The 23174-nt window shown below is 62.8% G+C and carries 23 protein-coding genes; 6 read left to right on the top strand and 17 right to left on the bottom strand.

All coding sequences use genetic code 11. The annotated features are described in order from the left end of the window. Positions 1–72 precede the first annotated feature (72 nt). The 3 genes from E5678_RS19245 to E5678_RS19235 form a co-directional block, all read right to left on the bottom strand. Positions 73–1761 carry a long-chain-fatty-acid--CoA ligase gene (locus E5678_RS19245; protein ID WP_136180025.1) on the bottom strand — a complete coding sequence of 563 codons (1689 nt, stop codon included), beginning with the start codon at positions 1759–1761 and terminating at the stop codon, positions 73–75. Positions 1762–2046: 285 nt separating this feature from the next. Continuing rightward, positions 2047–3465 (bottom strand): Re/Si-specific NAD(P)(+) transhydrogenase subunit beta, encoded by a 1419-nt coding sequence (gene pntB, locus E5678_RS19240; protein WP_136180024.1) that lies wholly within the window; start codon positions 3463–3465, stop codon positions 2047–2049. Positions 3466–3480: 15 nt separating this feature from the next. Further along, complete coding sequence (locus E5678_RS19235) at positions 3481–5112, bottom strand: Re/Si-specific NAD(P)(+) transhydrogenase subunit alpha (protein ID WP_136180023.1); 1632 nt, start codon at positions 5110–5112, stop codon at positions 3481–3483. Between the two features lie 236 nt (positions 5113–5348). Here E5678_RS19235 and E5678_RS19230 point away from each other — a divergent pair, with 236 nt between their 5' ends. After that, positions 5349–5828, top strand: coding sequence for an NUDIX hydrolase (locus tag E5678_RS19230; protein ID WP_136180022.1), 480 nt, complete (start codon positions 5349–5351; stop codon positions 5826–5828). A gap of 6 nt (positions 5829–5834) precedes the next feature. Here E5678_RS19230 and arfB read toward each other — a convergent pair whose 3' ends face one another. From arfB to E5678_RS19180, 10 genes are all read right to left on the bottom strand, one after another. Next, positions 5835–6248, bottom strand: coding sequence for an alternative ribosome rescue aminoacyl-tRNA hydrolase ArfB (gene arfB, locus E5678_RS19225; protein ID WP_136180021.1), 414 nt, complete (start codon positions 6246–6248; stop codon positions 5835–5837). A 45-nt stretch (positions 6249–6293) separates the two neighbouring features. Then, a complete protein-coding gene (locus E5678_RS19220; RefSeq protein ID WP_210731952.1) occupies positions 6294–6815 on the bottom strand; it encodes a cytochrome b/b6 domain-containing protein in 522 nt (173 codons plus the stop codon). A 46-nt stretch (positions 6816–6861) separates the two neighbouring features. Continuing rightward, positions 6862–7113, bottom strand: coding sequence for a PepSY domain-containing protein (locus E5678_RS19215; protein WP_136180019.1), 252 nt, complete (start codon positions 7111–7113; stop codon positions 6862–6864). Positions 7114–7247: 134 nt separating this feature from the next. Then, complete coding sequence (gene eutC, locus E5678_RS19210; RefSeq protein ID WP_136180018.1) at positions 7248–8051, bottom strand: ethanolamine ammonia-lyase subunit EutC; 804 nt, start codon at positions 8049–8051, stop codon at positions 7248–7250. Then, on the bottom strand, positions 8051–9418 hold the full coding sequence (locus tag E5678_RS19205; protein WP_247597053.1) for an ethanolamine ammonia-lyase subunit EutB: 1368 nt from the start codon (positions 9416–9418) through the stop codon (positions 8051–8053). The genes eutC and E5678_RS19205 overlap by 1 nt, the downstream gene beginning before the upstream one ends. A 72-nt stretch (positions 9419–9490) precedes the next feature. Continuing rightward, complete coding sequence (locus tag E5678_RS19200; protein WP_136180016.1) at positions 9491–10360, bottom strand: ABC transporter permease; 870 nt, start codon at positions 10358–10360, stop codon at positions 9491–9493. Positions 10361–10421: 61 nt separating this feature from the next. Then, entirely contained in the window at positions 10422–11288 is an 867-nt protein-coding gene (locus tag E5678_RS19195) for an ABC transporter permease (RefSeq protein ID WP_136180015.1), read from the bottom strand. Then, positions 11285–12400 carry an ABC transporter ATP-binding protein gene (locus E5678_RS19190; RefSeq protein WP_247596835.1) on the bottom strand — a complete coding sequence of 372 codons (1116 nt, stop codon included), beginning with the start codon at positions 12398–12400 and terminating at the stop codon, positions 11285–11287. Before E5678_RS19190 ends, E5678_RS19195 begins: the two co-directional genes overlap by 4 nt. A gap of 15 nt (positions 12401–12415) precedes the next feature. Beyond that, positions 12416–13480 carry an extracellular solute-binding protein gene (locus E5678_RS19185; RefSeq protein WP_136180014.1) on the bottom strand — a complete coding sequence of 355 codons (1065 nt, stop codon included), beginning with the start codon at positions 13478–13480 and terminating at the stop codon, positions 12416–12418. Positions 13481–13839: 359 nt separating this feature from the next. Next, entirely contained in the window at positions 13840–14658 is an 819-nt protein-coding gene (locus tag E5678_RS19180) for a class III extradiol ring-cleavage dioxygenase (RefSeq protein ID WP_136180013.1), read from the bottom strand. 163 nt (positions 14659–14821) lie between these two features. On the opposite strand from E5678_RS19180, the gene mnmA reads away from it, so the two are divergent. The 4 genes from mnmA to sulP all read left to right on the top strand — a co-directional run bounded on the left by mnmA (position 14822) and on the right by sulP (position 19480). Further along, complete coding sequence (mnmA, locus tag E5678_RS19175; protein ID WP_136180012.1) at positions 14822–15940, top strand: tRNA 2-thiouridine(34) synthase MnmA; 1119 nt, start codon at positions 14822–14824, stop codon at positions 15938–15940. A 151-nt stretch (positions 15941–16091) separates the two neighbouring features. After that, on the top strand, positions 16092–16733 hold the full coding sequence (locus E5678_RS19170; RefSeq protein WP_136180011.1) for a peroxiredoxin: 642 nt from the start codon (positions 16092–16094) through the stop codon (positions 16731–16733). A gap of 76 nt (positions 16734–16809) precedes the next feature. Beyond that, positions 16810–17706 carry an MBL fold metallo-hydrolase gene (locus E5678_RS19165; RefSeq protein WP_136180010.1) on the top strand — a complete coding sequence of 299 codons (897 nt, stop codon included), beginning with the start codon at positions 16810–16812 and terminating at the stop codon, positions 17704–17706. A 43-nt stretch (positions 17707–17749) separates the two neighbouring features. After that, a complete protein-coding gene (gene sulP / locus E5678_RS19160; protein WP_136180009.1) occupies positions 17750–19480 on the top strand; it encodes a sulfate permease in 1731 nt (576 codons plus the stop codon). 6 nt (positions 19481–19486) lie between these two features. Here sulP and E5678_RS19155 read toward each other — a convergent pair whose 3' ends face one another. Further along, positions 19487–20206 (bottom strand): class I SAM-dependent methyltransferase, encoded by a 720-nt coding sequence (locus tag E5678_RS19155; protein ID WP_136180008.1) that lies wholly within the window; start codon positions 20204–20206, stop codon positions 19487–19489. 135 nt (positions 20207–20341) lie between these two features. Here E5678_RS19155 and E5678_RS19150 point away from each other — a divergent pair, with 135 nt between their 5' ends. Continuing rightward, entirely contained in the window at positions 20342–20755 is a 414-nt protein-coding gene (locus E5678_RS19150) for a DsrE family protein (RefSeq protein ID WP_136180007.1), read from the top strand. 49 nt (positions 20756–20804) lie between these two features. On the opposite strand, the gene E5678_RS19145 is transcribed toward E5678_RS19150, so the two are convergent. From E5678_RS19145 to E5678_RS19135, 3 genes are read right to left on the bottom strand one after another with little or no spacing between them, the layout of a single operon-like run. After that, positions 20805–21266 carry a PaaI family thioesterase gene (locus E5678_RS19145; protein WP_136180006.1) on the bottom strand — a complete coding sequence of 154 codons (462 nt, stop codon included), beginning with the start codon at positions 21264–21266 and terminating at the stop codon, positions 20805–20807. Positions 21267–21303: 37 nt separating this feature from the next. After that, a complete protein-coding gene (locus tag E5678_RS19140; protein ID WP_136180005.1) occupies positions 21304–21762 on the bottom strand; it encodes a group II truncated hemoglobin in 459 nt (152 codons plus the stop codon). Further along, positions 21759–22895 (bottom strand): FAD-dependent oxidoreductase, encoded by a 1137-nt coding sequence (locus tag E5678_RS19135; RefSeq protein WP_136180004.1) that lies wholly within the window; start codon positions 22893–22895, stop codon positions 21759–21761. The genes E5678_RS19140 and E5678_RS19135 overlap by 4 nt, the downstream gene beginning before the upstream one ends. Positions 22896–23174: the final 279 nt, after the last annotated feature.

The following is a 23174-nucleotide window of genomic DNA, read 5'->3' as shown; positions in this document are numbered from 1 at the left end:
TCCAGGCAAAACGCCCGGGCCAGGCTCGCAAGCGCTGTCCGGGCGTTCTTTCAGGAAACCGTGCTCGCGGGTTTACTTCTTGTCGCGCAGTTCGCGCCGCAAGATCTTGCCCACCGGGGTCTTGGGCAGATCCTCCCGGAACTCGATCACCTTGGGTTGCTTGTAGCCTGTGAGGTTGGCTTTGCAGAAAGCGCGCACCGCCGCTTCCGTGAGGGAGTCGTCCTTTTTCACGATCACCAGCTTGACCGCCTCACCCGATTTGTCATCGGCCACACCCACCACCGCGCACTCGAGCACACCCGGCAGATCAGCGACCACCTCCTCGATTTCGTTGGGATAAACGTTGAACCCGCTGACCAGCACCATGTCTTTCTTGCGGTCCACAATTTTGAAGTACCCGCGCTCGTCCATGACGCCAATGTCGCCCGTCTTGAAGTAGCCATCGGCGGTCATCACCTTGGCGGTTTCATCCGGGCGCTGCCAGTAGCCGGCCATCACTTGCGGCCCCTTGATCGCTATCTCTCCAGCCTGCCCCAGGGCCACTTCGTCGCCGTCATCGTCGATGCACTTCATCCAGGTGTTGGGCAAAGGCAACCCGATGGTGCCGGTGAACTCGGTGTTGGTCACCGGGTTGCAGCTGACCGACGGGCTCGTCTCAGACAGGCCGTAGCCTTCGCAGATAGGGCAACCCGTTTTTTCCAGCCAGAGTTTGGCCACGGCGCCCTGCACCGCCATGCCGCCGCCCACCGAAACTTTGAGGTGGCTCCAGTCGACGGTATCGATATCGGGGTGATTGGCCAGGCCGTTGAAAAGGGTGTTGACCGCCGGAAAGCTGTGGAAACGCTGCTTGGACAGCTCTTTGAGCACGGCAGGCATGTCGCGAGGATTGGGAATCAGAATGACTTTGCCGCCTATGCGCATGCCCAGCATCATGTTCACCGTGAACGCGAAAATATGGTAAAGCGGCAAAGCGCAAATGCTGGTGGGCTGCTCGCCAGCCGGCACCTGCTTCATGACGGGCTCGTTCCAGGCCTCTGACTGCAAGGCATTGGCGATCACATTGCGCTGCAGCAATACGGCACCCTTGGACACCCCCGTGGTGCCCCCGGTGTACTGCAGCACCGCCACATCGTCGGGCTTGATGTCGGGCCGCTTGAGCGTGCCGCGTGTACCGCGCGCGATGGCGTCATTGAACCGCACCGCCTGGGGCAGGCTGAAAGTGGGCACCATCTTTTTGACGTTGCGCACCACATAGTTGACGATCGCACCCTTCAGCAGCCCGAGCTGATCGCCCATGGCCGCCAGCACCACATGCTTCAGGGGCGTCTTCGAGATGCACTGCTCCAGCGTGGCCGCGAAATTCTCGATGATGACAATCGCCTTGGCGCCGGAGTCCTTGAGCTGGTGCTCCAGCTCGCGGGCGGTGTACAGCGGGTTGACGTTGACCACCACAAAACCGGCGCGCAAGATGCCTGCCACGGCCACAGGGTACTGCGGCACGTTGGGCATCATGATGGCGACACGGTCTCCCTTGACCAGGCCCAGACCCTGCAAATAGGCGGCAAATGCCTGGGACAGGCTGTCGACCTGGGCGTAGCTGATGTCTTTGCCCATGAAGCTGTAGGCCGTGCGGCTGGCGTATTTCTGGAAACTTTCTTCCAGCAGGTGCACCAGCGAAGGGTATTGCTCGACATCGATGTCGGCGGGCACGCCAGGTGAATACGAGGCCAGCCAGGGGCGGTCTGCCGTCGATGCGGTCATGCGTGATCTCCAGGTATCTTGTAACAATCGGTCGGGCAACATTCTCCGACAAAAACCAACATCAGGGGCTCGTGTTTTTCCCTGACGAAATACTGACAGCCCACTCTAAAAAAGCGCTGTGGCCCGTCCTGCTGCTATGAAAACAGGAAGGGCCACCCAAAATGTTCGCCCTCTTGCGAGGCCAGAACCCAGCCGGATTCGATCGCCATGCTCCGGCCCTCGACCACTTGCTTGACGTCACCGAACACCAAAAAAGCCCGTTGATCGCCAGCATCAGAGCGCCAGTCAGGCCTTCAACGCCGTCAGCACTTCGTCGAGCATCTTCTTGGCGTCGCCAAACAGCATGCGGTTGTTGTCTTTGTAGAACAACGGGTTGTCCACCCCGGCATAGCCCGCGGCCATGCTGCGCTTCATCACGATGGAGGTGCGTGCCTTCCAGACTTCGAGCACTGGCATGCCGGCGATCGGGCTGGTCGGGTCGTCCTGCGCCGCCGGGTTCACGATGTCGTTGGCACCGATCACCATGACCACATCGGTGGTGGGAAAGTCGTCGTTCAGCTCGTCCATCTCGAACACGATGTCATAGGGCACCTTGGCCTCGGCCAGCAGCACGTTCATGTGGCCGGGCATGCGGCCGGCCACCGGGTGGATGCCGAAACGCACGTTCACGCCCTTCTCACGCAGGTAACGCGTGATCTCAAACACCGTGTGCTGCGCCTGCGCCACCGCCATGCCGTAACCGGGCACGATGACCACGTTCTTGGCGTCGCGCAGCAGCTCGGCGGTCTCCTGGGCGAGGATGGGAGACACCTCGCCAACCGGCTCGGCCGCCCCACCCGCTGCCTTGGGCGCAGCTTTGGTGGTACCGAAACCACCGGCGATCACGCTGATGAAGCTGCGGTTCATCGCGTTGCACATGATGTAGGACAGGATGGCACCGCTGGAGCCGACCAGCGCACCGGTCACGATCAGCAAGTCGTTGGACAGCATGAAACCGGTGGCCGCCGCCGCCCAGCCCGAGTAGCTGTTGAGCATCGACACCACCACCGGCATGTCGGCGCCACCGATGGCCATCACCATGTGCACGCCGAACAGCAGCGCGATGACGGTCATCACGAACAACGGGAACATGCCGCCTGCGACCGATTCGGCGTGCAAAAAGAAGCGTCCAAAGATGATCACGGCCACCAAGCCGGCCAGGTTCATCCAGTGGCGACCCGGCAGCAGCATGGGGCTGCCACCGATGCGGCCCGAGAGTTTGCCGAAGGCCACGATGGAGCCCGAAAACGTGACGGCGCCAATGAAGATGCCGATGTAGATTTCCATTTGGTGGATCGAGTGCGCGGCGCCTTCAATACCCATGGACGCGACTGGATCCACATAGGTGGCAAAACCCACCAAGACGGCGGCCATGCCCACCATGCTGTGCATCAGCGCCACGAGCTCTGGCATCTGCGTCATTTGCACGGTGCGTGCGGCGTACAGGCCAATGCCCCCGCCAATCAGCATGGCGACGATGATCCAGGGCACACCGGCGAGCGTGACCTGAGGGCCAAACACCGTGGCCAGCACAGCCAGCGACATGCCGACCATGCCGTACAGGTTGCCGCGCAGCGCCGTTTGCTGGTTGGACAGACCGCCCAGGCTGAGAATAAAGAGGATGGTTGCTCCGATGTAGGAGACCGTGGCCAGACTTGATGACATGAGTGGGTCTCCTTCTTATTTGCGGAACATCGCCAGCATGCGCTGGGTGACGGCAAAGCCGCCGAACATGTTGATGGCGGTGAGCACCAGCGCAATGGCAGCCAAGACGCCGATCAAGCCGTTGGGCCGCTCGCCGGCGTTGGCCAGGGGCGATATCTGCACCAGCGCGCCGATGGCGATGATGGAACTGATGGCGTTGGTCACACTCATCAGCGGGGTGTGCAGCGCGGGCTTCACGTTCCACACCACCATGTAGCCCACGAAGCAGGCCAGCACGAACACCGTGAAGTGCGACAGGAACTCGGCAGGCGCGTAAGCGCCCACCAGAGCGAACAGCACGGCGGTGACACCGGCGACGACCAGCAGCTTGCGGGCAGGCATCGGCCCGGAAGCCTCGCCGTGACCATGGCCTTTCTTCGCTGCAGGGGCAGCAGCGGGCTTGGGCGGTGGCTTCGGCGCGGCAGCCAGTGGCGGTGCAGGCCAGGTAATCTCACCATGCTTCACCACGGTCAGACCGCGGATGGCGTCGTCTTCCATGTTGACGTTGATGACGCCGTCCTTGGTCTTGCACAACTCTTCGCTCAGCCGAAACAGGTTGTTCGCGTACAAAGTGGACGATTGTTGTGCCATGCGCGAGGCCAGATCGGTGTAGCCGACGATGGTCACGCCGTGCTTCACCACCGCCTGACCGGGCTCGGTCAGCTCGCAGTTGCCGCCCTGCTCCGCGGCCATGTCGACGATCACGCTGCCGGGCTTCATGCTGCGGACCATCTCGGCCGTGATCAGCCGGGGTGCGGGCTTGCCGGGGATGAGCGCGGTGGTGATGATGATGTCCACCTCGCGCGCCTGTTTCGCGTACATCTCGCGCTGAGCCTGCAGGAACCCCTCACTCATCACCTTGGCATAACCGCCGCCGCCCGAGCCTTCTTCCTCGTAATCCACCTTGACGAACTCGCCGCCCAGCGACACCACCTGGTCGGCCACCTCCGCGCGGGTGTCGTTGGCCCGCACGATGGCACCCAGGCTGGAGGCCGCGCCGATGGCGGCCAGGCCAGCCACGCCAGCACCGGCGATGAAGACCTTGGCCGGAGGCACCTTGCCCGCTGCCGTGATCTGACCATTGAAGAAGCGGCCGAAAGCGTTGGCGGCTTCAACCACGGCCCGGTAGCCGCTGACGCCGGCCATCGAGGTCAGTGCATCCATCTTCTGCGCGCGGCTGAGCATGCGCGGCAGCGCGTCGATGGACAGTACCGTGACTTTCTTCGCGGCGAGCAGCTGCATCAGCTCGGGGTTCTGGGCTGGCCAGATGAAGCCGATCAGAGTCTGACCCTCATGCATCAGCTCAACTTCTTCCGGCGTCGGGCCGCGCATCTTGAAGACGATGTCGCTGCTGCTCCACAACTCGGCGGCCGAGCCGGCGATGCTGGCGCCGGCCGCGCGGTAATCGTCATCGCTGAAGTTGGCCAGGTCGCCCGCGCCGGTTTCCAGCACCACAGCGAACCCCAGCTTGACCAGCTTGACCACGGCCTCAGGGACGGTGGCGACGCGTTTTTCACCAGGGAAGACCTCGCGCGGTACCCCGATGCGCTGAGGCGTTGGTGCGGCAGCGCTGGCCGCTGCGGTTTCAGTCGATACGGCAGAAGTCATGGGGAGCTCCTCAATGCAATGTTTTGAAAAAACGCGATCCGAGGTGGGTTGCCAATCACCCACCACTCTCGAACGGGCCTTGCGATGTCATGCCACATCAGCATAGCCACCCGTCAGGACACCGTCAGATTGTGAGGGATTGTGCCGCAGCTACCCATCAGGGTATGTCCTTGAGGTGCCACCGACACACGCGACCGCCACCTGAATAGCCCGCCAATCCCGGATAATCGCCTTCCATGAACACCCGATGGAAACCCAATGTCACTGTAGCGGCGGTCATCGAGCGTGACGGCCGCTACATGCTGATTGAAGAACACACGCCCGAAGGTTTGCGGCTGAACAACCCGGCCGGCCACCTCGATCCGGGCGAGAGCCCCGAGCAAGGCGCCGCCCGCGAAGCCCTGGAAGAAACGGCCCACGCGTTCACGCCCACGGCACTCGTGGGCATCTACATGTCGCGTTTCCAACGCGAAGCCACCGGCGAAGACGTCACTTACCTGCGCTTTGCCTATGCGGGTGAGTTGGGGGCCGAGGAACCAGGGCGCGCTCTGGACACCGGCATCGTGCGCACGCTGTGGATGACGCCCGATGAAATCCGCGCCAGCGTGGATCGCCACCGCAGCCCACTGGTGCTGCAATGCATGGAAGACCACCTGGCTGGTCAGCGGCGCCCCATGAACACGGTCATCACCGACGCAACGGTTTTCAAGCGCTGAAACCGATCAATCCCCGCCCGAAACACGCCCGCGCGAAGCCTTGATCTGGCCGCGATTGACTTTGCTGTCGACGCGGCGCCGCTGAGACCCCAGGGTCGGTCGCGTGGCTTTGCGTTTTTTGGGCAAGATGGCCACGCTGTCCACCAGGGCCTGCAAGCGTGCCAGCGCATCGGCCTTGTTCTGTTCCAGACTGCGACTGGTCTGCGCCTTGATCACCACCACGCCTTCGGTGGTGATGCGCTGATCGCTCAGGCACAGCAGGCGTTCACGAATCGCTTCCGGCAAGGAGGATCCGTGGATGGCGAAGCGCAGGTGGACCGCGTTGGACACCTTGTTCACGTTCTGACCGCCCGAGCCTTGCGCCCGGATGGCAGTGAAATCCACTTCGGCTTCGTTGACGGTGTAAGACGGCGCACTCATGACGCAAGTTTGGCACAGCGCGGACCTGCCCTGCCGGGTCCAGTGTCAGTAGCGCTCTTTGACCCCAGTCACCATGGCTTTGACCAGGCGCGTGCGCTCGACGCGACCCATGATCAGGGCTGATGTCGCATGAAGTCCCACCAGCGTCATCAGCGAGTTGGCCAGGTAGCGGTGCAAATCTTGCAGCCACTCTTCACCAAAAAAGGCATCTGTGCCTTGCAACCAGCCCGTGAAGCCCAGCGTCAACACCACCGACATGAGCGCCAGCATCATGAGTGCCCCCAAAGGGTTGTGGCCCCAATGGTGAACGGGCTGACCCATGCGCACGGCCCGAAGGTGTTGCGTCAGGCGGGACGGCGTGGGGAAAAAATCTGAGAAGCGCGCATGGCGCGAACCGATGAACCCCCAGCCAATGCGCGCAACCACAAAGCCCGTGGCCAGATAGCCCGCCCATTGGTGCGGCCACTCACCTGCCTCAAACACAAAGTAGTTGAGAAAAACGCAGCTCACCACCGTCCAGTGAAAGAACCGCACGAAACGGTCCCACACAGGGCGGCTGGTTTCCATGATCTGGGAGGGGTTCATCTGCAACGGTCGCCGCTTAGGTGATCAATTACTTGGTCACCTGGGCGCCGGTCTCTGGATTGAACCAATGCTCGACGTTCTTGCCGTCTTTCTTGCCATAAACCTCATAACACTGGCCCTTGTTGACCTTGAAGGTCTTGATCGCGTAGCCCTGCTCTTCCACCATCTTCTTGAAGGTGGCTTCTGGCATCCACTTTTCCTTGGGCACGCTGCACGAGGGTTCAGCAAACGCCATACCAGCGACGGCGAAGAGGGCAGCCGCGAGAATAATCTTCTTCATGAAACATCCTTGTTTGGAAACACCCAGCATGTGCTGGTGGATGTATTGCAACCGCCCAACTTGAAGCCAACCTTAAATGCACTTGTAATAAATGTGAGCACCCAGGGTGCCGTGCAACCGCCTGTACAGGCACCTCAAGATGATGAGATCTGCGAAGTGTTCAAAGGCACTGCCAGTTCCATCCCATCGGTGGTTTCATCTTTCAGTTCGATGCCCGACACTTCGCGGCGGCGAGCTTCTGACAACAAAGTGTGGAGTTTTCGGGCAGCCAAGGCGGGCGCCAGGCCTGCGTCGCGGATATTGGAGATGCAGTTGCGCTGGGCATCGCTGCGCCCCACCCGAGGGGCCCAGGTGAAGTACGCGCCCAGGCTGTCCGGAGAGCTCAAACCTGGCCGCTCGCCAATCAAGACCAGCGAGCAACGCGCTCCCAGGCACTCGCCCACTTCATCGCCCACCGCGACCCGGCCCTGCTCAACCACCGCCAGTGGCGCCAGGTGCCAGCGCAGCGCGGCATCGTCGCGCAACAGCGGCAACAGGTGGCCGAGCAAGGTCGGCGCATGGCGCTGCACCGCCAGCGCGGAGAGCCCATCGGCCACCACCACAGCCAGGTCATAGGGCGCTGCACCTTCGGCGGGTCGCTGGCCCATGGCCTTGTCCCGCGAAGGCGCATCGAGGCGACGCCCCCAGTCGGGGCGCTGCAGGTAGTGGGTGCGATCGGGCGCGGCGCTGTGCAGCTGCAACACGCCCGGCTCCAACGCCTCCAGGGTTTGTTTCATATCGACAACATCCAGCTGGCCATGCACGGCATCGCGTGCTTGCGCATGGGCCAGCTGAAAATCCAGATGGGCAACCGTGGGCTGGCTCACCCCCGCACGGCCAAGCGCGATGCGCGCGTCGGTGAACGCACGCAGGCTGTTCCAGCTGGCGGGCGTGGTCATCAGGCGATCAGCCGTTGAATGCGTTGGGCAAACGCTGGCGGCAAGTCACCGGACAACCGCCAGGGCGCACCACCCAACCCCGCATCCTGCGACTGGGTCAAACCCATTCGTTGTTGCCAGGTTTCAAATTCGGGGGCCGCCTTCAAGCCCAGCAACTGGCGCATGGCCAGGGCATCGTGAAACGATGTACTCTGGTAGTTGAGCATGATGTCGTCGGCGCCCGGCACGCCCATGATGAAGTTGACACCGGCGGCGCACAACAGCGTCAGCAAGGCGTCCATGTCGTCAGAGTCCGCTTCGGCGTGGTTGGTGTAACAAACATCGCAACCCATGGGCACGCCCAGCAACTTGCCGCAAAAATGGTCTTCCAGGCCGGCTCGCAGGATCTGCTTGCCGTCGAACAGATACTCGGGGCCGATGAAGCCGACCACCGTGTTAACCAGCAATGGCTTGAAATGCCTCGCCACTGCGTAAGCGCGCGCTTCGATCGTTTGCTGATCGCAACCATGGTGCGCGTTGGCCGAGAGCGCACTGCCCTGCCCGGTTTCGAAATACATCACGTGCTCTCCGCGATGACCCTCGTCGAACAACGCCCCTCGCTGCAAAGACAGAGCCGCCGCACGCGCTTCGGCCAGCAAAGACAAGTCAATGCCGAACCCGCGGTTGGCCGCTTCTGTGCCGGCGATGGACTGGAACACCAGATCCACCGGTGCGCCGCGTTCCATCGCCTGCAGCGTGTTGGTCACGTGGGTCAAAACGCAGCTTTGCGCGGGCATGGCGTAGCCCTGGATCACCTCGTCCAGCATGTTCAGCAACCGCATCACCTGCGGCACGTTGTCACTGGCCGGGTTGATGCCGATCACCGCATCACCACTGCCCATGAGCAGGCCATCGATCAGGCTCGCAGCGATGCCCTTGAGGTTGTCGGTGGGGTGGTTGGGCTGCAGCCGCGTGGCCAGCCGGCCGGGCAGGCCCAGCGTGTTTCGAAAGCGCGTGACCACCGAGCATTTGCGTGCGATCAGCGCCAGGTCTTGCACCCGGCAGAGCTTGCTCACCGCGGCCACCATCTCGGGCGTGAGCCCGGGTGCCAGCGCGCCAAGCGCTGCCGTGTCTGCGGCCTCGCTCAACAACCAGTTGCGAAAATCCCCCACCGTGAGATGACTCACGGGAGCGAACGCCGCTGCATCGTGGGTGTCGATAATGAGCCGGGTCACTTCGTCGGCCTCATAGGGCACCACAGTTTCGCTCAGGAAGCGGGTCAGAGGCACATCGGACAGGGCCATCTGAGCCGCGATCCGCTCGGTGGCGTCGGCCGCGGCCACGCCGGCCAACTGATCGCCCGAGCGCAAAGGCGATGCCCGCCCCATCAGCGTGCGCAGGTCATCAAATGGGTATTGCCGCGAGCCGATGGTGTGCAGGTAAGCCACGGTGGTGCTCTCTCAGTGGCCCTCGGGCGCCGGCTTCGCACCGCCTCGCCACAACAGCAGCAGGGCCAGCACGGCTGACGCGACCATCAGGAACAGGCTCACCGCATTGAGCACGGGCGTGGCGCCTTCGCGCATGCGGCTGTACATCAGCACGGTCAGCGGCGAGTCGGAGCCCACCAGCATCAACGTGGTGTTGAAGTTCTCAAACGACATCAGGAAAGCCATGGCGCCCGCGCCGATCATGCTGGGCCGCAAATACGGCAACGTGATGGTCCGCAGAACCGCTGCGCGGCTGGCGCCCAAGTTCAGCGCAGCTTCTTCCAGCGTGCGGTCAAAGCGCCGCAGGCTGGCCGAAATGGTGAGCGTGGCGATGGTGACGATGTAACAGAACTGGCCCAGGATCACCAGCGGCAAACCGGGGCGCAAGAACTCCAGCTCGATGTCCCAGGTGTCGTAGGCGAAGTTGGCGATGCGGCTGGCGAAGGCCAGGATGGAGATGCCCAGGATCACACCGGGGATGACCAGCGGCAGCATGGTCAGCATCGCGACCGCGTTCTTGCCGGGGAACTCAAAACGCTCCAGCAGGAAGGCATTGCAGGTGCCCACACCCACCGACAACAGCGTCACCCACAGGGCAACCCAGGCGCTGGTACCCAGGCTCTTGAGCAAATCACGGTCGAACAACAGACCCACCCGCTCGTCGGTGTTGGCCGTGAACCAGTCCAGTGTGAAGCCCTTCCAGGGTGGCGTGGGATAGGCCGCATCGTTGAAAGCGAACACCGCCACCACCAGCAAGGGCACAAACAGGAACACAAAGAAGCCAACCATGAACCCGTTCAGGCCGACACGCTGTGCCCAGGGGCGTGGAAGGCTGGGGATCATCCGATCACCTCAACTGCGGATTGAACGTCACACCACCAACCAGGAACGGGCTTGTGCTGTTTCATGTTTTCATCACCGCGCCAAAGCGCTGGCCTGTGATTTTCAAGCCAGCCCAGACCAGCGCGGTGGACAGGAACAGCAGCAGGAAGCCGAACGCCGCGCCCTGGTTCCAGTTGAATCGGGTGATGAACTGGGTGTAGATCTGCTCGGTGAACCAGAGCGAGTTCTTGCCACCCAGCAAGGTGGGGGTGAGGTAGTTGCCCAGGCACAGCATGAAGACCACGATGGAGCCGGCGGCAATGCCCGGCGCAGCGTGGGGGATGACGATGCGCCGCACGATGTTGGCGGTGGAGCCACCCAGGTCGTAGGCGGCTTCAATCAGGCTGTCGTCCAGGCTCTCCAGGCTGTTGACCAGCGGGATCACCATGAACAGCAGCGAGGCATACACCAGGCCCACCAGAATCGTGGCATCGTGGTACAGCAACTCCACCGGTTGGTCGGCGAGCCCCACCACCTGCAACACGCTGGACACCACGCCCGTTTCGCGCAACAGAATCAACCAACCCAGCGTGCGCACCATCTCACTGACCCAGAAGGGCAGCAGGCACAAAACCAGCAAGGCCGTCTTGGCGCGCCCACGCGCTATCTTGGCGATGTACCAGGCCGCAGGAAATGCCAGCAGCAAGGTCAGCAACGTGGCCAGCACCGACATCGTGGCGGTGCGCACAAAGGTGTTCCAATACAGCGGCTCGTCGATGAAGGTCTGGTATTGCTCGGTGCTGAACGCGTATTCCCCCGGACCAACGCGGCCCTGCAAAGACAACACCAGCAACTCGATGTGGGGCAGGATCACCAGGCCGAACAGCCACAGCAACGCTGGAGCCAGCAAGAGGCCCAGCATCCAGCGGTGTTGAGAGGACCCCGTCATACAGCGAAGCACCAGGCCTGGGCAGGCTGATAACCGAAATGCACCGTATCGCCCGCGCGCAAATCGGCCAGGCGGCCTGTCAACGGCAAGGCGATCTGCATGGCTGCTTGCGACCGCGACTCGGTCACTTGCACGGTGGAGTTGCCGCCGTCGAACAACACGCTTTGTACGCGGGCACTCCACACCGGATCACCCGCAGGCAACTCGTTGGCATTTCGCCCGATCTCAATGGCTTCAGGCCGGATGAACAGCGTGGCTTTTTGGCCCACGTCTGCTGTGCCCATGCGCTGCGCCCAGAGCCCCAGGCCTTGTGCGGTGCGCAACTCGACCTGTTCACCGTTGCGCGATTCGATCACGCCTTCGAAGCGGTTGCTGTTGCCCACGAAGCCGGCCACAAAAGCGGTTTTCGGCTGGTAGTACAACTGCTGAGGGCTGCCCACCTGCTCAAACTTGCCGTGGTTCATCACGGCCACCTGATCGGACATCACCAAGGCCTCCGACTGGTCGTGCGTGATGTACACAAAGGTGGTGCCCACCTCGGCCTGCAATTGTTTGAGCTCCACCTTCATGTGCTCCCGCAGTTTCAGATCGAGTGCGCCCAAGGGCTCGTCGAGCAGCAACAGCGCCGGCTCCAACACCAGGGAGCGGGCAATCGCCACGCGCTGTTTCTGGCCGCCGGAAAGCTGGTCGATGCGTTTGCCCTCGCTGCCCGGCAACCCGACACGCTTGAGCATGTCGATCACCTGGACTTTGGCCGCAGCCCCTTTGACACCGCGGCGCTCCAGGCCATAGGCGATGTTTTCGCCCACGTTCATCATGGGAAACAAGGCCAGGTGCTGGAACACCATGTTGACCGGGCGCTTGTTGGGACCCACGCCCGCCATGGACTGGCCCTTGATGCGGATGTCACCCGCGTCGGGCGGTATGAATCCCGCAATCATGCGCAGCAGCGTGGTCTTGCCGCAGCCCGATGGGCCAAGGATGGAAAAAAATGAGCCCCGCGGCACGTTGAAACTCAAATCATCGACCGCCGCAAACGCACCGTAGCGTTTGCGGGCTGCCAAGACTTCGAGATCCAACGCGGCGGGACTGCCTGCGTTGATGTCGGACACGCGGCGCAGCTGGGCTTACTTGCCGGCTTTGACGCGGTCGAGCACGCGACCTTCGATCTCCTCGATGCCAGCCGGCACAGCGGGGTACCACTTGATGTTGTTCAGCGCAGCTTCCGGGAAGCTCTCGGCGAACTGCTTCTTGAGCACCGGGTCCATCATCTGGTCGGCGCCTTTGCTGGCGGTGAAGTTGCCGGCAGCGCTGGCCACTTTGGCCGCGACTTCCGGGCGCATGTTGTAGTTGATCCACGCGTAGGCGGCTGCGTCATTCTTGCCTTTGGCGGGCAGGGCAAAGGTATCCACCCAGCCCAGGGCACCCGATTTCGGCGCGATGAATTTCACATCGGGGTTGGCCTTGTTGAGCTCCCAGCCGCCGGTGTCCCACATCATGGCCGTGGTCAGTTCACCCGAACGGATGCCGGCCAGCAGCTGGTCCTTGGCGTCCCAGTAAAACTTCACATTGGCCTTGCAGTCGGCCAACTTCTTGCCCATTTCGTCCATCAAGGCGCCATAGGCCTTGGGGTCGTTGTAGAGGGCAAACGGGTCCTTGCCCGAAGCAAAGGCAAAAGCAATCAGTGTTGGACGCTTCAGGCGCATGCTGACCTTGCCCGCGTTTTCAGGCGCGCACAGGTCGGCGTAGTCCATGGCCTTGGAGGTTTTGGTGTTGACCACCAGGCCATCGGTGCCCCAGATGTGTGGCACGCCATAAATCTTGCCGTTGACCGTGGTGTTCTTTTCGGTGGACTTCAGCATCGAAGGAATGAACAGCTCGGCCTTGAGCTTGCTCATGTCCATGGGCTTGTAGATGCGGAACTCGGTCTGCGGACCGGCGATGCGGTCCTGGCTGGGCTGGACCAGATCGAAACCGGCGCCGCCCGTGGCGCGCAGCTTGGAGATCATTTCTTCGTTGTTGGAGGTGGTGACCTCGACGGTATAGCCGGTCTCTTTCGTGAACTGCTCGATCACGTCTTTCGGCGCATAGCCCCCCCAGGTCAGCAGGCGCAGGGTTTTGTCGTCGGCGTGGGCAGCGCTGGTCATCAAGGCCGCAGCGGCCAAGGCAAGGGTAGTGAACTTGATCTTCATGGGAAGACTCGCTTTCGGGGAAGTTGGATGAAACGTTGGAACTCACGAAAAGCCTGCACGAAGCGTGCCAGCCATCGCCGAAATCTGCACCTTCGCAGAATCCAGCAAAGCCCAGAATAAGTCAAGCACGTGAATGTTTGATGACAGGCGCAGCCCCGCCATCTCCAGGCGATCAATCCGGCGTTTAAAGTGCATCCACGCCAAGGTGGCGCATGAATTCCCGCAAGCTCAGGATGAGCGCGTCGCCCACAGCGGCGTCAAAACCATAGGAGGCAGACCGCGGTGGACCGAGCCCCGACCTCGAGATGCAACACAGGAAGGGCCAAAGGAAATCTGCAGGCACCAAAAGCTCAAGCCGCTTAGGCGGCAAGCGGCTCGGCGGTCGGGGCCGGCAGGCCACCGAACAGGAAGCCATCCATGGACAGCACGCCATAGGTCATCCCACCTTCGATGCGCGAGACCGGTGCATCGGTGCCCGCAGCGCCCGCCGCCACCATCAGCGGCCACAGGTGTTCCGGCGTGGGATGGGCGCGCAGGGCCTGGGGTGCCAGCGCCATGGTCTGCTGCAGGCGCTCGTGATCGTGGCTGGCCAGCGTTTCCTGTATCCAGGCCGAAAACCCCAGGGCATAGGCCTCGCCCACGGCGTCGGGCGTGTCGAAACGCACTTCGTAGAGGTTGTGCGTGAGGCTGCCCGAGCCGACGATGAGCACGCCCTCGTCGGCCAGGGGCGCCAGCGCCTGACCGAACGCATACGCCTGCGCGCCATCGAGGCGAGCCGGCAACGACACCTGAAAAACCGGGACATCGGCCTGCGGGAACAGGTAGCTCAAAGGCACCCATGCGCCATGGTCCAGGCCACGCTGTGGATCGGCCTCGGCCGCCCAACCAACGGCGCGCAACACAGCGATGGCGCGCCCGGCCAGCGCGGGCTGCCCGGGCGCAGGGTAGTCCAAGCCGTAGAGCGCCGGCGGAAAGCCCCCGAAGTCGTGCACGGTCGGTGGCGCAATCGAGGTGGTCACACGCGGCTCAGGCGTCATCCAGTGCGGCGACACGATGAGCACCGCCTTCGGGCGCGGCAGCTGCTGGCCCAGGGCTGTCAGCGCGGGGCCCGCGATGCCCGGATCGACAGCGAACATGGGTGAGCCGTGGGAAACAAATACGACAGGCAGTCGGGACATGGTGTGATTCCAGTGAATGAGCGAGCCAGAGTGGCGTCCAGACACTGTACGGCGCCCTCGGCCCCAATTCGACCACGCCAGACGGTCACAGCCGTGAAAGGATTTGAAGCGAGGCGCAACCTTGGTCCAGCGCAGACCCCTGCCACAGCGAGATAATCACCCCATGGCAAATAAACAGCGTGTGGTGGTGGGCTTGAGCGGCGGCGTGGACTCGGCGGTGAGCGCCTACCTGCTCAAACAACAGGGCTACGAGGTCATCGGCATCTTCATGAAGAACTGGGAAGACGATGACGACAGCGAGTTCTGCTCGTCCAACATCGACTTCGTGGACGCGGCCAGCGTGGCCGATGTGCTCGGCATCGAGATCGAGCACGTCAACTTCGCGGCCGAATACAAAGACCGGGTCTTCGCCGAATTTCTGCGCGAATACCAGGCTGGGCACACGCCCAACCCCGACATCCTGTGCAACGCCGAGATCAAGTTCAAGGCTTTTCTCGACCACGCCATGCGCCTGGGTGCCGAGAAGATCGCGACCGGGCACTACGCACGGGTTCGCGAGCGCAATGGTTTTTTTGAGTTGCTCAAGGGGCTGGACCCCCTCAAGGACCAAAGCTACTTCCTGCACCGGCTGAACCAGGCGCAGTTGAGCAAAACGCTGTTCCCGGTGGGCGAATTGCCCAAAACCGAGGTGCGCCGCATCGCTGCCCAAATCGGTTTGCCCAACGCCAAGAAGAAAGACAGCACGGGCATCTGCTTCATCGGCGAGCGCCCTTTCCGTGATTTTCTGAACCGCTACATTGCCAAAGAACCCGGTCCGATCAAGGACCCCGACGGCCGCACCATCGGCAAACACGTTGGGCTGAGCTTTTACACCCTGGGGCAACGCCAGGGACTGGGTATCGGTGGCATCAAGGAAAAAGGCGCCCAGAAAGGTGGCAACGAGCATGCCCCCTGGTTTGTGGCACGCAAGGACATAGCAAAGAACACACTGTGGGTGGTGCAAGGCCATGAGCACCCCTGGCTGATGTCCGCTGCTCTGAACGCACAAGACGCCAGCTGGGTCGCCGGCCACGCGCCTGCCGCGGGCAGCATGGCGGCCAAAACGCGCTACCGCCAGGCCGACGCAGCTTGCACACTCGAAGCCCCCGACGACCAGCATTTCACGCTGCGTTTCAGCGATCCGCAATGGGCGGTCACGCCCGGGCAGAGCGCGGTAGTCTACGACGGCGAAGTGTGCCTGGGCGGCGGCGTGATCACCACCGACGCGGCCACCGAATTCTGAGCACCCAAGCGGCTATCGGGCCCATTGAGAATCTCAACCGCTGCCTTGACAAATCGCAACCGGTAAACGCCCAGGGGTATGGACACTGAAGCCATCGAACAAGACGCTCTCTTGATCGACCACTTCAACAACCCGCCCCAAGGAGGTTCTCATGGACACCGCCGTCAGCACATTTCCCCACCTCAACGAGGCCGCCCCCGACTTCAACGCCAAGACCACCCACGGTGACCGCAGCCTGGCCGACTACAAAGGCAAGTGGCTCATCCTGTTTTCGCACCCCGCCGACTTCACCCCTGTCTGCACCACCGAGTTCATCGGCTTCCAGAAGCATGCCGACACCTTCCGCAGCATGAACTGCGAGTTGCTCGGTCTGTCGATCGACAGCCTGTATTCGCACCTGGCCTGGACGCAGAGCATCAAGGAAAAATTTGGCGTGGAGATCAGCTTCCCCATCATTGAAGACATCAAGATGGATGTCGCCCGCGCCTATGGCATGGTGCACCCCGGCGCAGCCGACACGCAGGCCGTTCGCGCCACCTTCTTCATCGACCCCAACGGTGTCCTGCGCGCCATGGTGTACTACCCGATGAGCAACGGCCGCAGCATCGAAGAGTTCGTGCGCCTGCTGCAAGCCATGCAGACCAGCGACAAAAACGCGATTGCCACGCCTGAAGGCTGGACGCCTGGCAACGATGTGATCGTCCCACCGCCCAAAACCGCTGATGCGGTTGCCAAGCGCGCCGGCGAAGGTTACAAGACGGTGGACTGGTACTACTCAACCAAATCGCTGTAAGCGAACCGTGCGCTCAGCAAGGGCCCACCTGAAAAGGCTGGGCCCTTTTTCTCATGACCCTCTGGAGTTGCACACCATGACCACCCCATCACGACTGAACATCGAGTCCTTCTTCGACCCCGCAACCTTCACTTTCAGCCACATCGTCTGGGACCAGGCGAGCGCCCAATGCGCGCTGATCGACAGCGTGCTCGACTACGACCCCAAATCCGGCCGCACCGGTACCACCAGCGCCGATCGCCTGATTGATCGCGTCAGCGCGCTCGGCCTGACTGTGCAATGGTTGCTGGAAACCCACGTCCACGCCGACCACCTGTCCGCCGCGCCCTACCTGCAAGAGCGCCTGGGCGGCCAGCTCGCCATCGGCGCGCAGATCACCACCGTACAAAACACCTTCGGCAAGCTGTTCAACGCAGGCAGCGAATTCGCGCGTGACGGCAGCCAGTTCGATCGCCTGCTGAAAGACGGTGACCACCTCCAGATCGGCGGCCTGCAACTCACCGCGATGCACACGCCCGGCCACACACCCGCCTGCATGACCTACGTGGTGCGCGACCACAGTGTCGATCCGCTGCGCACCACCGCCTTCATCGGCGACACGCTGTTCATGCCCGACTACGGCACCGCCCGTTGCGACTTCCCCGGCGGCAGCGCGGCCACCCTTTACCGCTCGATACAGCGCGTACTCGCCCTGCCCGACAACACCGAGTTGTACCTCTGCCACGATTACCCGCCCGACGGTCGCCAGCCCCAGTGCGTCACCACCGTGGCCGAACAGAAAGCCTGCAACGTGCAACTGCCCGGTGGCGGAGGTGAGACCGAGTTCGTCGCCATGCGCCAGAAGCGCGATGCCACACTGGCCATGCCGGTTCTGATACTGCCAGCGGTTCAGGTCAACATGCGCGCGGGTCACCTGCCGCCAGCCGAAGACAATGGCACGACCTACCTGAAGATTCCGATCAACGCGGTCTGACCCACTGAAGCACTCGGCTCAACCCAGCTCAGGTGCCGCACCCATGAAAAACCCATTGACCCACTGGCTGCCCATCTTGCGATGGGCGCCGCAATACCGCGCCGAGCACCTGGCGGCCGACGGCGTGGCCGCGGCTGTGGTCACCCTGATGCTGATCCCGCAAAGCCTGGCCTACGCCCTGCTCGCAGGCATGCCGGCCCAGACCGGTCTTTACGCCAGCATGCTTCCGCTCGTGGCTTACGCGGTGTTCGGCACCAGCAACACGCTGGCCGTGGGCCCGGCGGCCATCACCTCCATCATGACGGCCTCGGCGCTGGGCACCATGGCCCTGGCTGGCAGCGTCGGCTATGTGGCCGCAGTGGCCTTGTTGACGCTGATGAGCGGGATCATGCTTTTCCTCATGGGCGCGCTGCGCCTGGGCGTGATCGCCAACTTCCTCAGCCACCCGGTGATCTCCGGTTTTGTTTCGGCCTCCGGGTTGCTGATCGCGGCCAGCCAGCTCAAACACCTGCTGGGCATTCCCCTTCAAGGCCAGACGCTGCCGCAACTCGCGACCAGCCTTGGGCAACACATAGGCCAATGGCAAGCACCGGCAGCGGCCATTGGTTTGCTCACCCTCGTCTTTCTGGTGTGGGCGCGCCGCTCGTTCAAAGTCCGTCTGCGCGCGCTGGGCCTCCAGCCCATGGCCTCCGACGTGATCGCCAAGGCCGCGCCCGTGCTGGCCCTGGCCGTGGCCACGCTGATCGCCTGGGGGTTGCGCCTGGAAGACGGTGGACTGCGCGTCGTGGGCGCGGTGCCGGGCGGTTTGCCGCCGCTCACCCTGCCCAAGCTGGATGCCAACTTGTGGCCTCAGGTGCAACAGCTGGCCACCGCGGCCCTGCTGATCAGCCTCGTGGGATTTGTGGAGTCGGTGTCACTCGGCCAGTCGCTCGCGGCCAAACGGCGTGAACGCATCGAACCCGACGCCGAATTGCGCGGCCTGGGCGCCGCCAACATCGCAGCGGGTCTCACCGGCGGCTTCCCGGTCACGGGCGGGTTCTCGCGCTCGGTGGTGAACTTCGACGCTGGCGCGCGCACCCCGGCCGCCGGTATCTACACCGCCATCGGCTTGCTGCTGGCGGCCCTGTTGCTCACACCGGCGCTCTACCACCTGCCCCAGACGGCCCTGGCCGCCACCATCGTGGCCTCCGTGCTCACCCTGGTGGATGTGCATGCGTTTGGGCGCACCTGGCGCTATGCCCGCACCGACTTCACTGCGCTGGCCTTGACCTTTGTTCTGACCCTGGCGGTCGGTATCGAGGCGGGCCTGATGGCTGGCGTCGGAGTCTCGCTGCTGCTGCACCTCTGGCGCACCAGCCGGCCACACATCGCCACGGTCGGTCGCGTGCCCGGTACGGAACACTACCGCAACGTCTTGCGCCACACCGTTGAAACCCATCCCGGCGTGCTCGGTCTGCGGGTGGACGAGAGCCTGTATTTCGCCAATGCGCGGCCGCTGGAAGACCACATCGCGGCCGAGGTGGCGGCGCACCCGGACATCAAGCACGTGGTGCTCCAGTGCAGCGCCATCAATGCCATTGACGCCAGCGCACTGGAGAGTCTGGAAGCCATCACACTGCGCCTCAAGGACGCCGGCGTGAAGCTGCACCTGAGCGAGGTCAAGGGGCCCGTGATGGATCGGCTTGAACGCAGCGACTTCCTGCAACAACTGACGGGCCGGGTGTTTCTCACACACCACCAGGCCGTGACTGCGCTGACCCAGCCGCCCGCCTGAAATCGGTCAGGCCTTTCGGCGCAGCAACCGCACGTGCATGGGCCGCATGAAGTTGGCGCCCTGCTCGCCACAGTGCGGCTCGAAAGCCACGCGGACCCGGTCCAGCAAGGTTTGGTCGACCTTGTGGTCGGCAAAGCTCGGATACATCATGCGCTGGGCAAAGTCCTCGAAGCTGGCGAAATGGGCGGTCTGTGCAAAGCGCCGTTCCGCCACCGCCTCCCATGATTGCCCGCTAGCCAGCACCCGGTCCAACGCAGCCTGTGCCGCAGGGCGCACCACGGCCTCATCGTTGTACAGACGCGCCAATTCGTTGAACGCGCCGCCGTAGACAGGTTCGGACACATACAGGAACCCACCCGGCCGCAGCACCCGAGCCACTTCGCCCAGCGCCTGATCCATGTCAGCCATGGGCACATGGTGCAACGACTTCAGCATCAGCGCCAAGTCAAACGACGCATCGGGAAACGGCACAGCCTGCGCACCCGCGGCCACAAAACTCAACCCGTCTTGCGGGCTCGCCAGGTTCTTGGCGTGCTGCACCGAGTCAACTTCCAACCCCGTGACTGTGCACTGGGGCCAACGCATCAACAAGCCCCGTGCCAGGCGGGCAGCGCCACAGCCCAGCTCGATGATGGCCTGCGCCTGCAGCGGCACCAGTTCCGCCAGCACATCGAGCTCATCGGGCACCTGGGGCCATTGATCGGGACCGGATGGAGTTGTGTTCATGTTGTGCCTTTCAATGCCATGAATTTTAGAGAGGTTTGCGTTTTCTCATGGATACCACGCGGAGTATATGAAGAATGGACTGAACCGGTCATGCAACCGGTCTTTTTCCCTTCACACATTCAAGGAGTCATCTGTATGAAACGTCTGATCGCGCTGAGCGCCGCCACCCTGCTGTCTGTGGGCGTTGTGCACGCTGAAGAGCTCTTCGTCAACATCCACAGCGGCAACGCCATGGCGCAAGGCGCAGGCTTGGTGCTCGCCGGGCAGGCCCTGGAACAGAAGGCCAATGTGCGCGTGTTGCTCTGCGACAAAGCCGCCGATATCGCCGTGACCGGCCAGGAACTGCCCAAACTCAAACCCAAAGATGTGACCCCCCAGCAGATGCTGCAAGGGCTGATCAAGGCCGGCGCAAAGGTGGAAGTCTGCGCTTTGTACCTGCCCAACACCGGCCATAAACCCACCGACCTGATTGACGGCGTGACGCCGGCCAAGCCAGCCGATGTGGCGGCGCACCTGATCAAGCCGGGCATGCATACACTGGCTTTTTGAGTCCTTCCAACCGATGAAAAACGGCACCCTTGTGGTGCCGTTTTTTTGCTCAGGACTGTCCGAAGCTCTCGGGCATCTGCACCGCCACCACTTCGCCCCGTGCGGTCGCCACACCATCGGCAAACACCGTCGTCGAGACCACCACTTTGCGGCCTTTGATTTCTTTCACCGTGCCCCGGATTTCCAGGGTGGTGAGCGGCGTGGGCTTGAGGAAATCCACGTGCAACGAACCCGTGACGAAGCGAAACGCGGGCAGCGAGTCCATGCCGCGTCCGGCTTGCCGGTACATCGCCGCCGCCGCGGTTCCGGTGCTGTGGCAGTCGATGAGTGAGGCAATCAGCCCGCCGTAGGTGAATCCCGGCACCGCGGTATGGAACGGCTCGGGCTGAAACCGGGTCACGGTTTCGTCGCCGTCCCAGACAGTCTTGATCTGGTGGCCGTGTGTGTTGAGGCTGCCGCAGCCGTAACAGTGCGACACGTTCTCGGGATAGTGGTCTTGAAAAGCGTCCATGAATATCTCCTGGCGTTGAATGGCATTTGAATGGATATCAGGCACGCTGCACCGCGTGGCTGCAGCCCTGGGCGCCTGCCGCGGTGTTGACCATGTGATCCGCCATTTGGGTGAAGCGGTCAATCAGGGCCTCACGCAGGGGCAGATCGGCCACCTGTTCGGTCAATGCCTGGGTCATGCACAGCAACCATTCGTTGCGCTCGACCGGCCCCACCGCGTAGGGCGCGTGGCGCATGCGCAAGCGGGGGTGGCCCTTCTTGGCGGTGTAGAGCTGGGGCCCGCCGAACCAGCCTGACAGGTATTCAAACAGGCTCTCGGCACTGCCTTTGAGGCTCTCGGGGTGGATCTGGCGCACCGTGTAGGCCTCGGGCAGTTCGTCCATCAGCCCGTAAAAACGGTCCACCAGCTTGTGAATGCCATCGGCACCGCCCAGGGCGGCGTAAATCGTGGTCGCGCTGTCGTTGACTGGGGATGGGTTGGAAGGGGTGTCGTTCATCGGTATTTCTTCAGGTAAACACCCTCGAAGTAGCGCTTGGCCCAGTGGAACAAGCGCGTCGAGGGCAGGACAATCTGGCGCTGCTCATTGCGAAACACCAGCGTGCCGTGGTCGATGGCGTCGATGATGCAGATGAGCTCGACCTTGAACGTGGCATGGGGCGTCTCACCGCGCAGACCCATCAGCACGTTTTCAGCCGCGGCGGCGGCCTGAAGGTCGGCCATGTGTGCCTGCTTGGGCATCCAGGCGGGACCGGGGAAACTGCCTGAATCGCCCACCACGTACACATGCTCGCTGCCCACCACCCGGCATTGCGCATCGGCCTGCAGCAAGCCCCCAGGGGACCGCGCCAGCTCGGTCTGATCGAACCAGGCGTTGCCCGTCATGCCGGGCATGAAAAGAATGAGATCGGCCGGAAACTCGCCGCCTTCGGTGACCACCCGATCGGCATCGAAGCGCTTCATCTTGTGACCCAGATGGGTGCGGATGCCGCGCCTGGCCATTTGCGCCAGCAGGTGCTTCACCGCTTTGGGGCCGAGCCGGGCACCGGGCTCCTTGGAGGGATTGAAGAAAACGATGTCGAATTTGTCGCGGCGGCGTTCGCGCTTCAGCTGCGCGTCGATGCCGAACAGGAATTCAAACATCGGCCCACCGCGCACCGCACTGGGTTCGTTGGGATTGCCCCCAAAGCCCACCGCAATCGTGCCGCCGGTCATGGCGCGCAGCCGGTCGCGGATCTTCTCGGCGGCGGCAATGCCTTCGCAGGGGGTGATGGCGTGTTCGATGCCGGGCAGCTTCTTGATGAAGCGTCCGCCGCTGGCGATCACCAGGGCGTCGTTGCTCACCTCGCCCGTGGTGGTGTCCACCACGCGCCCACCCTTGCGCAGCCCGGTCACCTCGGCCGCCACGTGGTGCACCTTCATGCGCTGGAAAAAGTTGTCCAGCGGCACGATCAGTTGCTCGCGCGTGCGCAGGCCACTGGGAATCCAGATGATGCCGGGCAGGTAGTGCAGCTCGGCGCGTGGCGCGATCAACGTGATCTCCACGTCTGGATCGCGTTGGCGGATTTCCCGCACACTGGAGAGTGCACCGAAGCCGGCGCCGATGATGGTGATGCGTTGGGCGGGGTTCATGCCTTACCTCCTGCTTTGGGAATGAACGTGAATGAATCCAGGTGCCATTGGATCGCAAGATGCCCTGCACGTCTTTGCGTTCGGTCAAACCCCAAGGGGTATTTGAGTGCCATTTTCACAAACTCAAATCACCAGGGTCGGACGCTGCCCGAGCGGCACAACGCAATGGCGCGCACGCTGCCAAGAGGTTCACCCCGGCGCCACGTCAAGACAGGCCGCACGCACGCAGCCCCACTGTCCTCAAAGCGTTGACGCCGCCAGCCCATGGATTGGGCCACC

Source organism: Hydrogenophaga sp. PAMC20947 (assembly GCF_004795855.1).
Taxonomy (GTDB): domain Bacteria; phylum Pseudomonadota; class Gammaproteobacteria; order Burkholderiales; family Burkholderiaceae_C; genus Hydrogenophaga.
This window is presented reverse-complemented; position numbering and strand designations above follow the sequence as displayed.

Coding starts and splice junctions, on each gene's coding strand:
- E5678_RS19245 (WP_136180025.1), bottom strand. CDS start 1,761: ATGACCGCATCGACGGCAGACCGCCCCTGGCTGGCCTCGTATTCACCT.
- E5678_RS19215 (WP_136180019.1), bottom strand. CDS start 7,113: ATGAAGAAGATTATTCTCGCGGCTGCCCTCTTCGCCGTCGCTGGTATG.
- E5678_RS19165 (WP_136180010.1), top strand. CDS start 16,810: ATGACCACCCCATCACGACTGAACATCGAGTCCTTCTTCGACCCCGCA.
- E5678_RS19195 (WP_136180015.1), bottom strand. CDS start 11,288: ATGACGGGGTCCTCTCAACACCGCTGGATGCTGGGCCTCTTGCTGGCT.
- mnmA (WP_136180012.1), top strand. CDS start 14,822: ATGGCAAATAAACAGCGTGTGGTGGTGGGCTTGAGCGGCGGCGTGGAC.
- E5678_RS19155 (WP_136180008.1), bottom strand. CDS start 20,206: ATGAACACAACTCCATCCGGTCCCGATCAATGGCCCCAGGTGCCCGAT.
- E5678_RS19150 (WP_136180007.1), top strand. CDS start 20,342: ATGAAACGTCTGATCGCGCTGAGCGCCGCCACCCTGCTGTCTGTGGGC.
- E5678_RS19220 (WP_210731952.1), bottom strand. CDS start 6,815: ATGGAAACCAGCCGCCCTGTGTGGGACCGTTTCGTGCGGTTCTTTCAC.
- E5678_RS19140 (WP_136180005.1), bottom strand. CDS start 21,762: ATGAACGACACCCCTTCCAACCCATCCCCAGTCAACGACAGCGCGACC.
- E5678_RS19170 (WP_136180011.1), top strand. CDS start 16,092: ATGGACACCGCCGTCAGCACATTTCCCCACCTCAACGAGGCCGCCCCC.
- E5678_RS19230 (WP_136180022.1), top strand. CDS start 5,349: ATGAACACCCGATGGAAACCCAATGTCACTGTAGCGGCGGTCATCGAG.
- E5678_RS19235 (WP_136180023.1), bottom strand. CDS start 5,112: ATGACTTCTGCCGTATCGACTGAAACCGCAGCGGCCAGCGCTGCCGCA.
- pntB (WP_136180024.1), bottom strand. CDS start 3,465: ATGTCATCAAGTCTGGCCACGGTCTCCTACATCGGAGCAACCATCCTC.
- eutC (WP_136180018.1), bottom strand. CDS start 8,051: ATGACCACGCCCGCCAGCTGGAACAGCCTGCGTGCGTTCACCGACGCG.
- sulP (WP_136180009.1), top strand. CDS start 17,750: ATGAAAAACCCATTGACCCACTGGCTGCCCATCTTGCGATGGGCGCCG.
- E5678_RS19145 (WP_136180006.1), bottom strand. CDS start 21,266: ATGGACGCTTTTCAAGACCACTATCCCGAGAACGTGTCGCACTGTTAC.
- E5678_RS19205 (WP_247597053.1), bottom strand. CDS start 9,418: ATGGGGCGGGCATCGCCTTTGCGCTCGGGCGATCAGTTGGCCGGCGTG.
- E5678_RS19200 (WP_136180016.1), bottom strand. CDS start 10,360: ATGATCCCCAGCCTTCCACGCCCCTGGGCACAGCGTGTCGGCCTGAAC.
- E5678_RS19185 (WP_136180014.1), bottom strand. CDS start 13,480: ATGAAGATCAAGTTCACTACCCTTGCCTTGGCCGCTGCGGCCTTGATG.
- arfB (WP_136180021.1), bottom strand. CDS start 6,248: ATGAGTGCGCCGTCTTACACCGTCAACGAAGCCGAAGTGGATTTCACT.
- E5678_RS19180 (WP_136180013.1), bottom strand. CDS start 14,658: ATGTCCCGACTGCCTGTCGTATTTGTTTCCCACGGCTCACCCATGTTC.
- E5678_RS19135 (WP_136180004.1), bottom strand. CDS start 22,895: ATGAACCCCGCCCAACGCATCACCATCATCGGCGCCGGCTTCGGTGCA.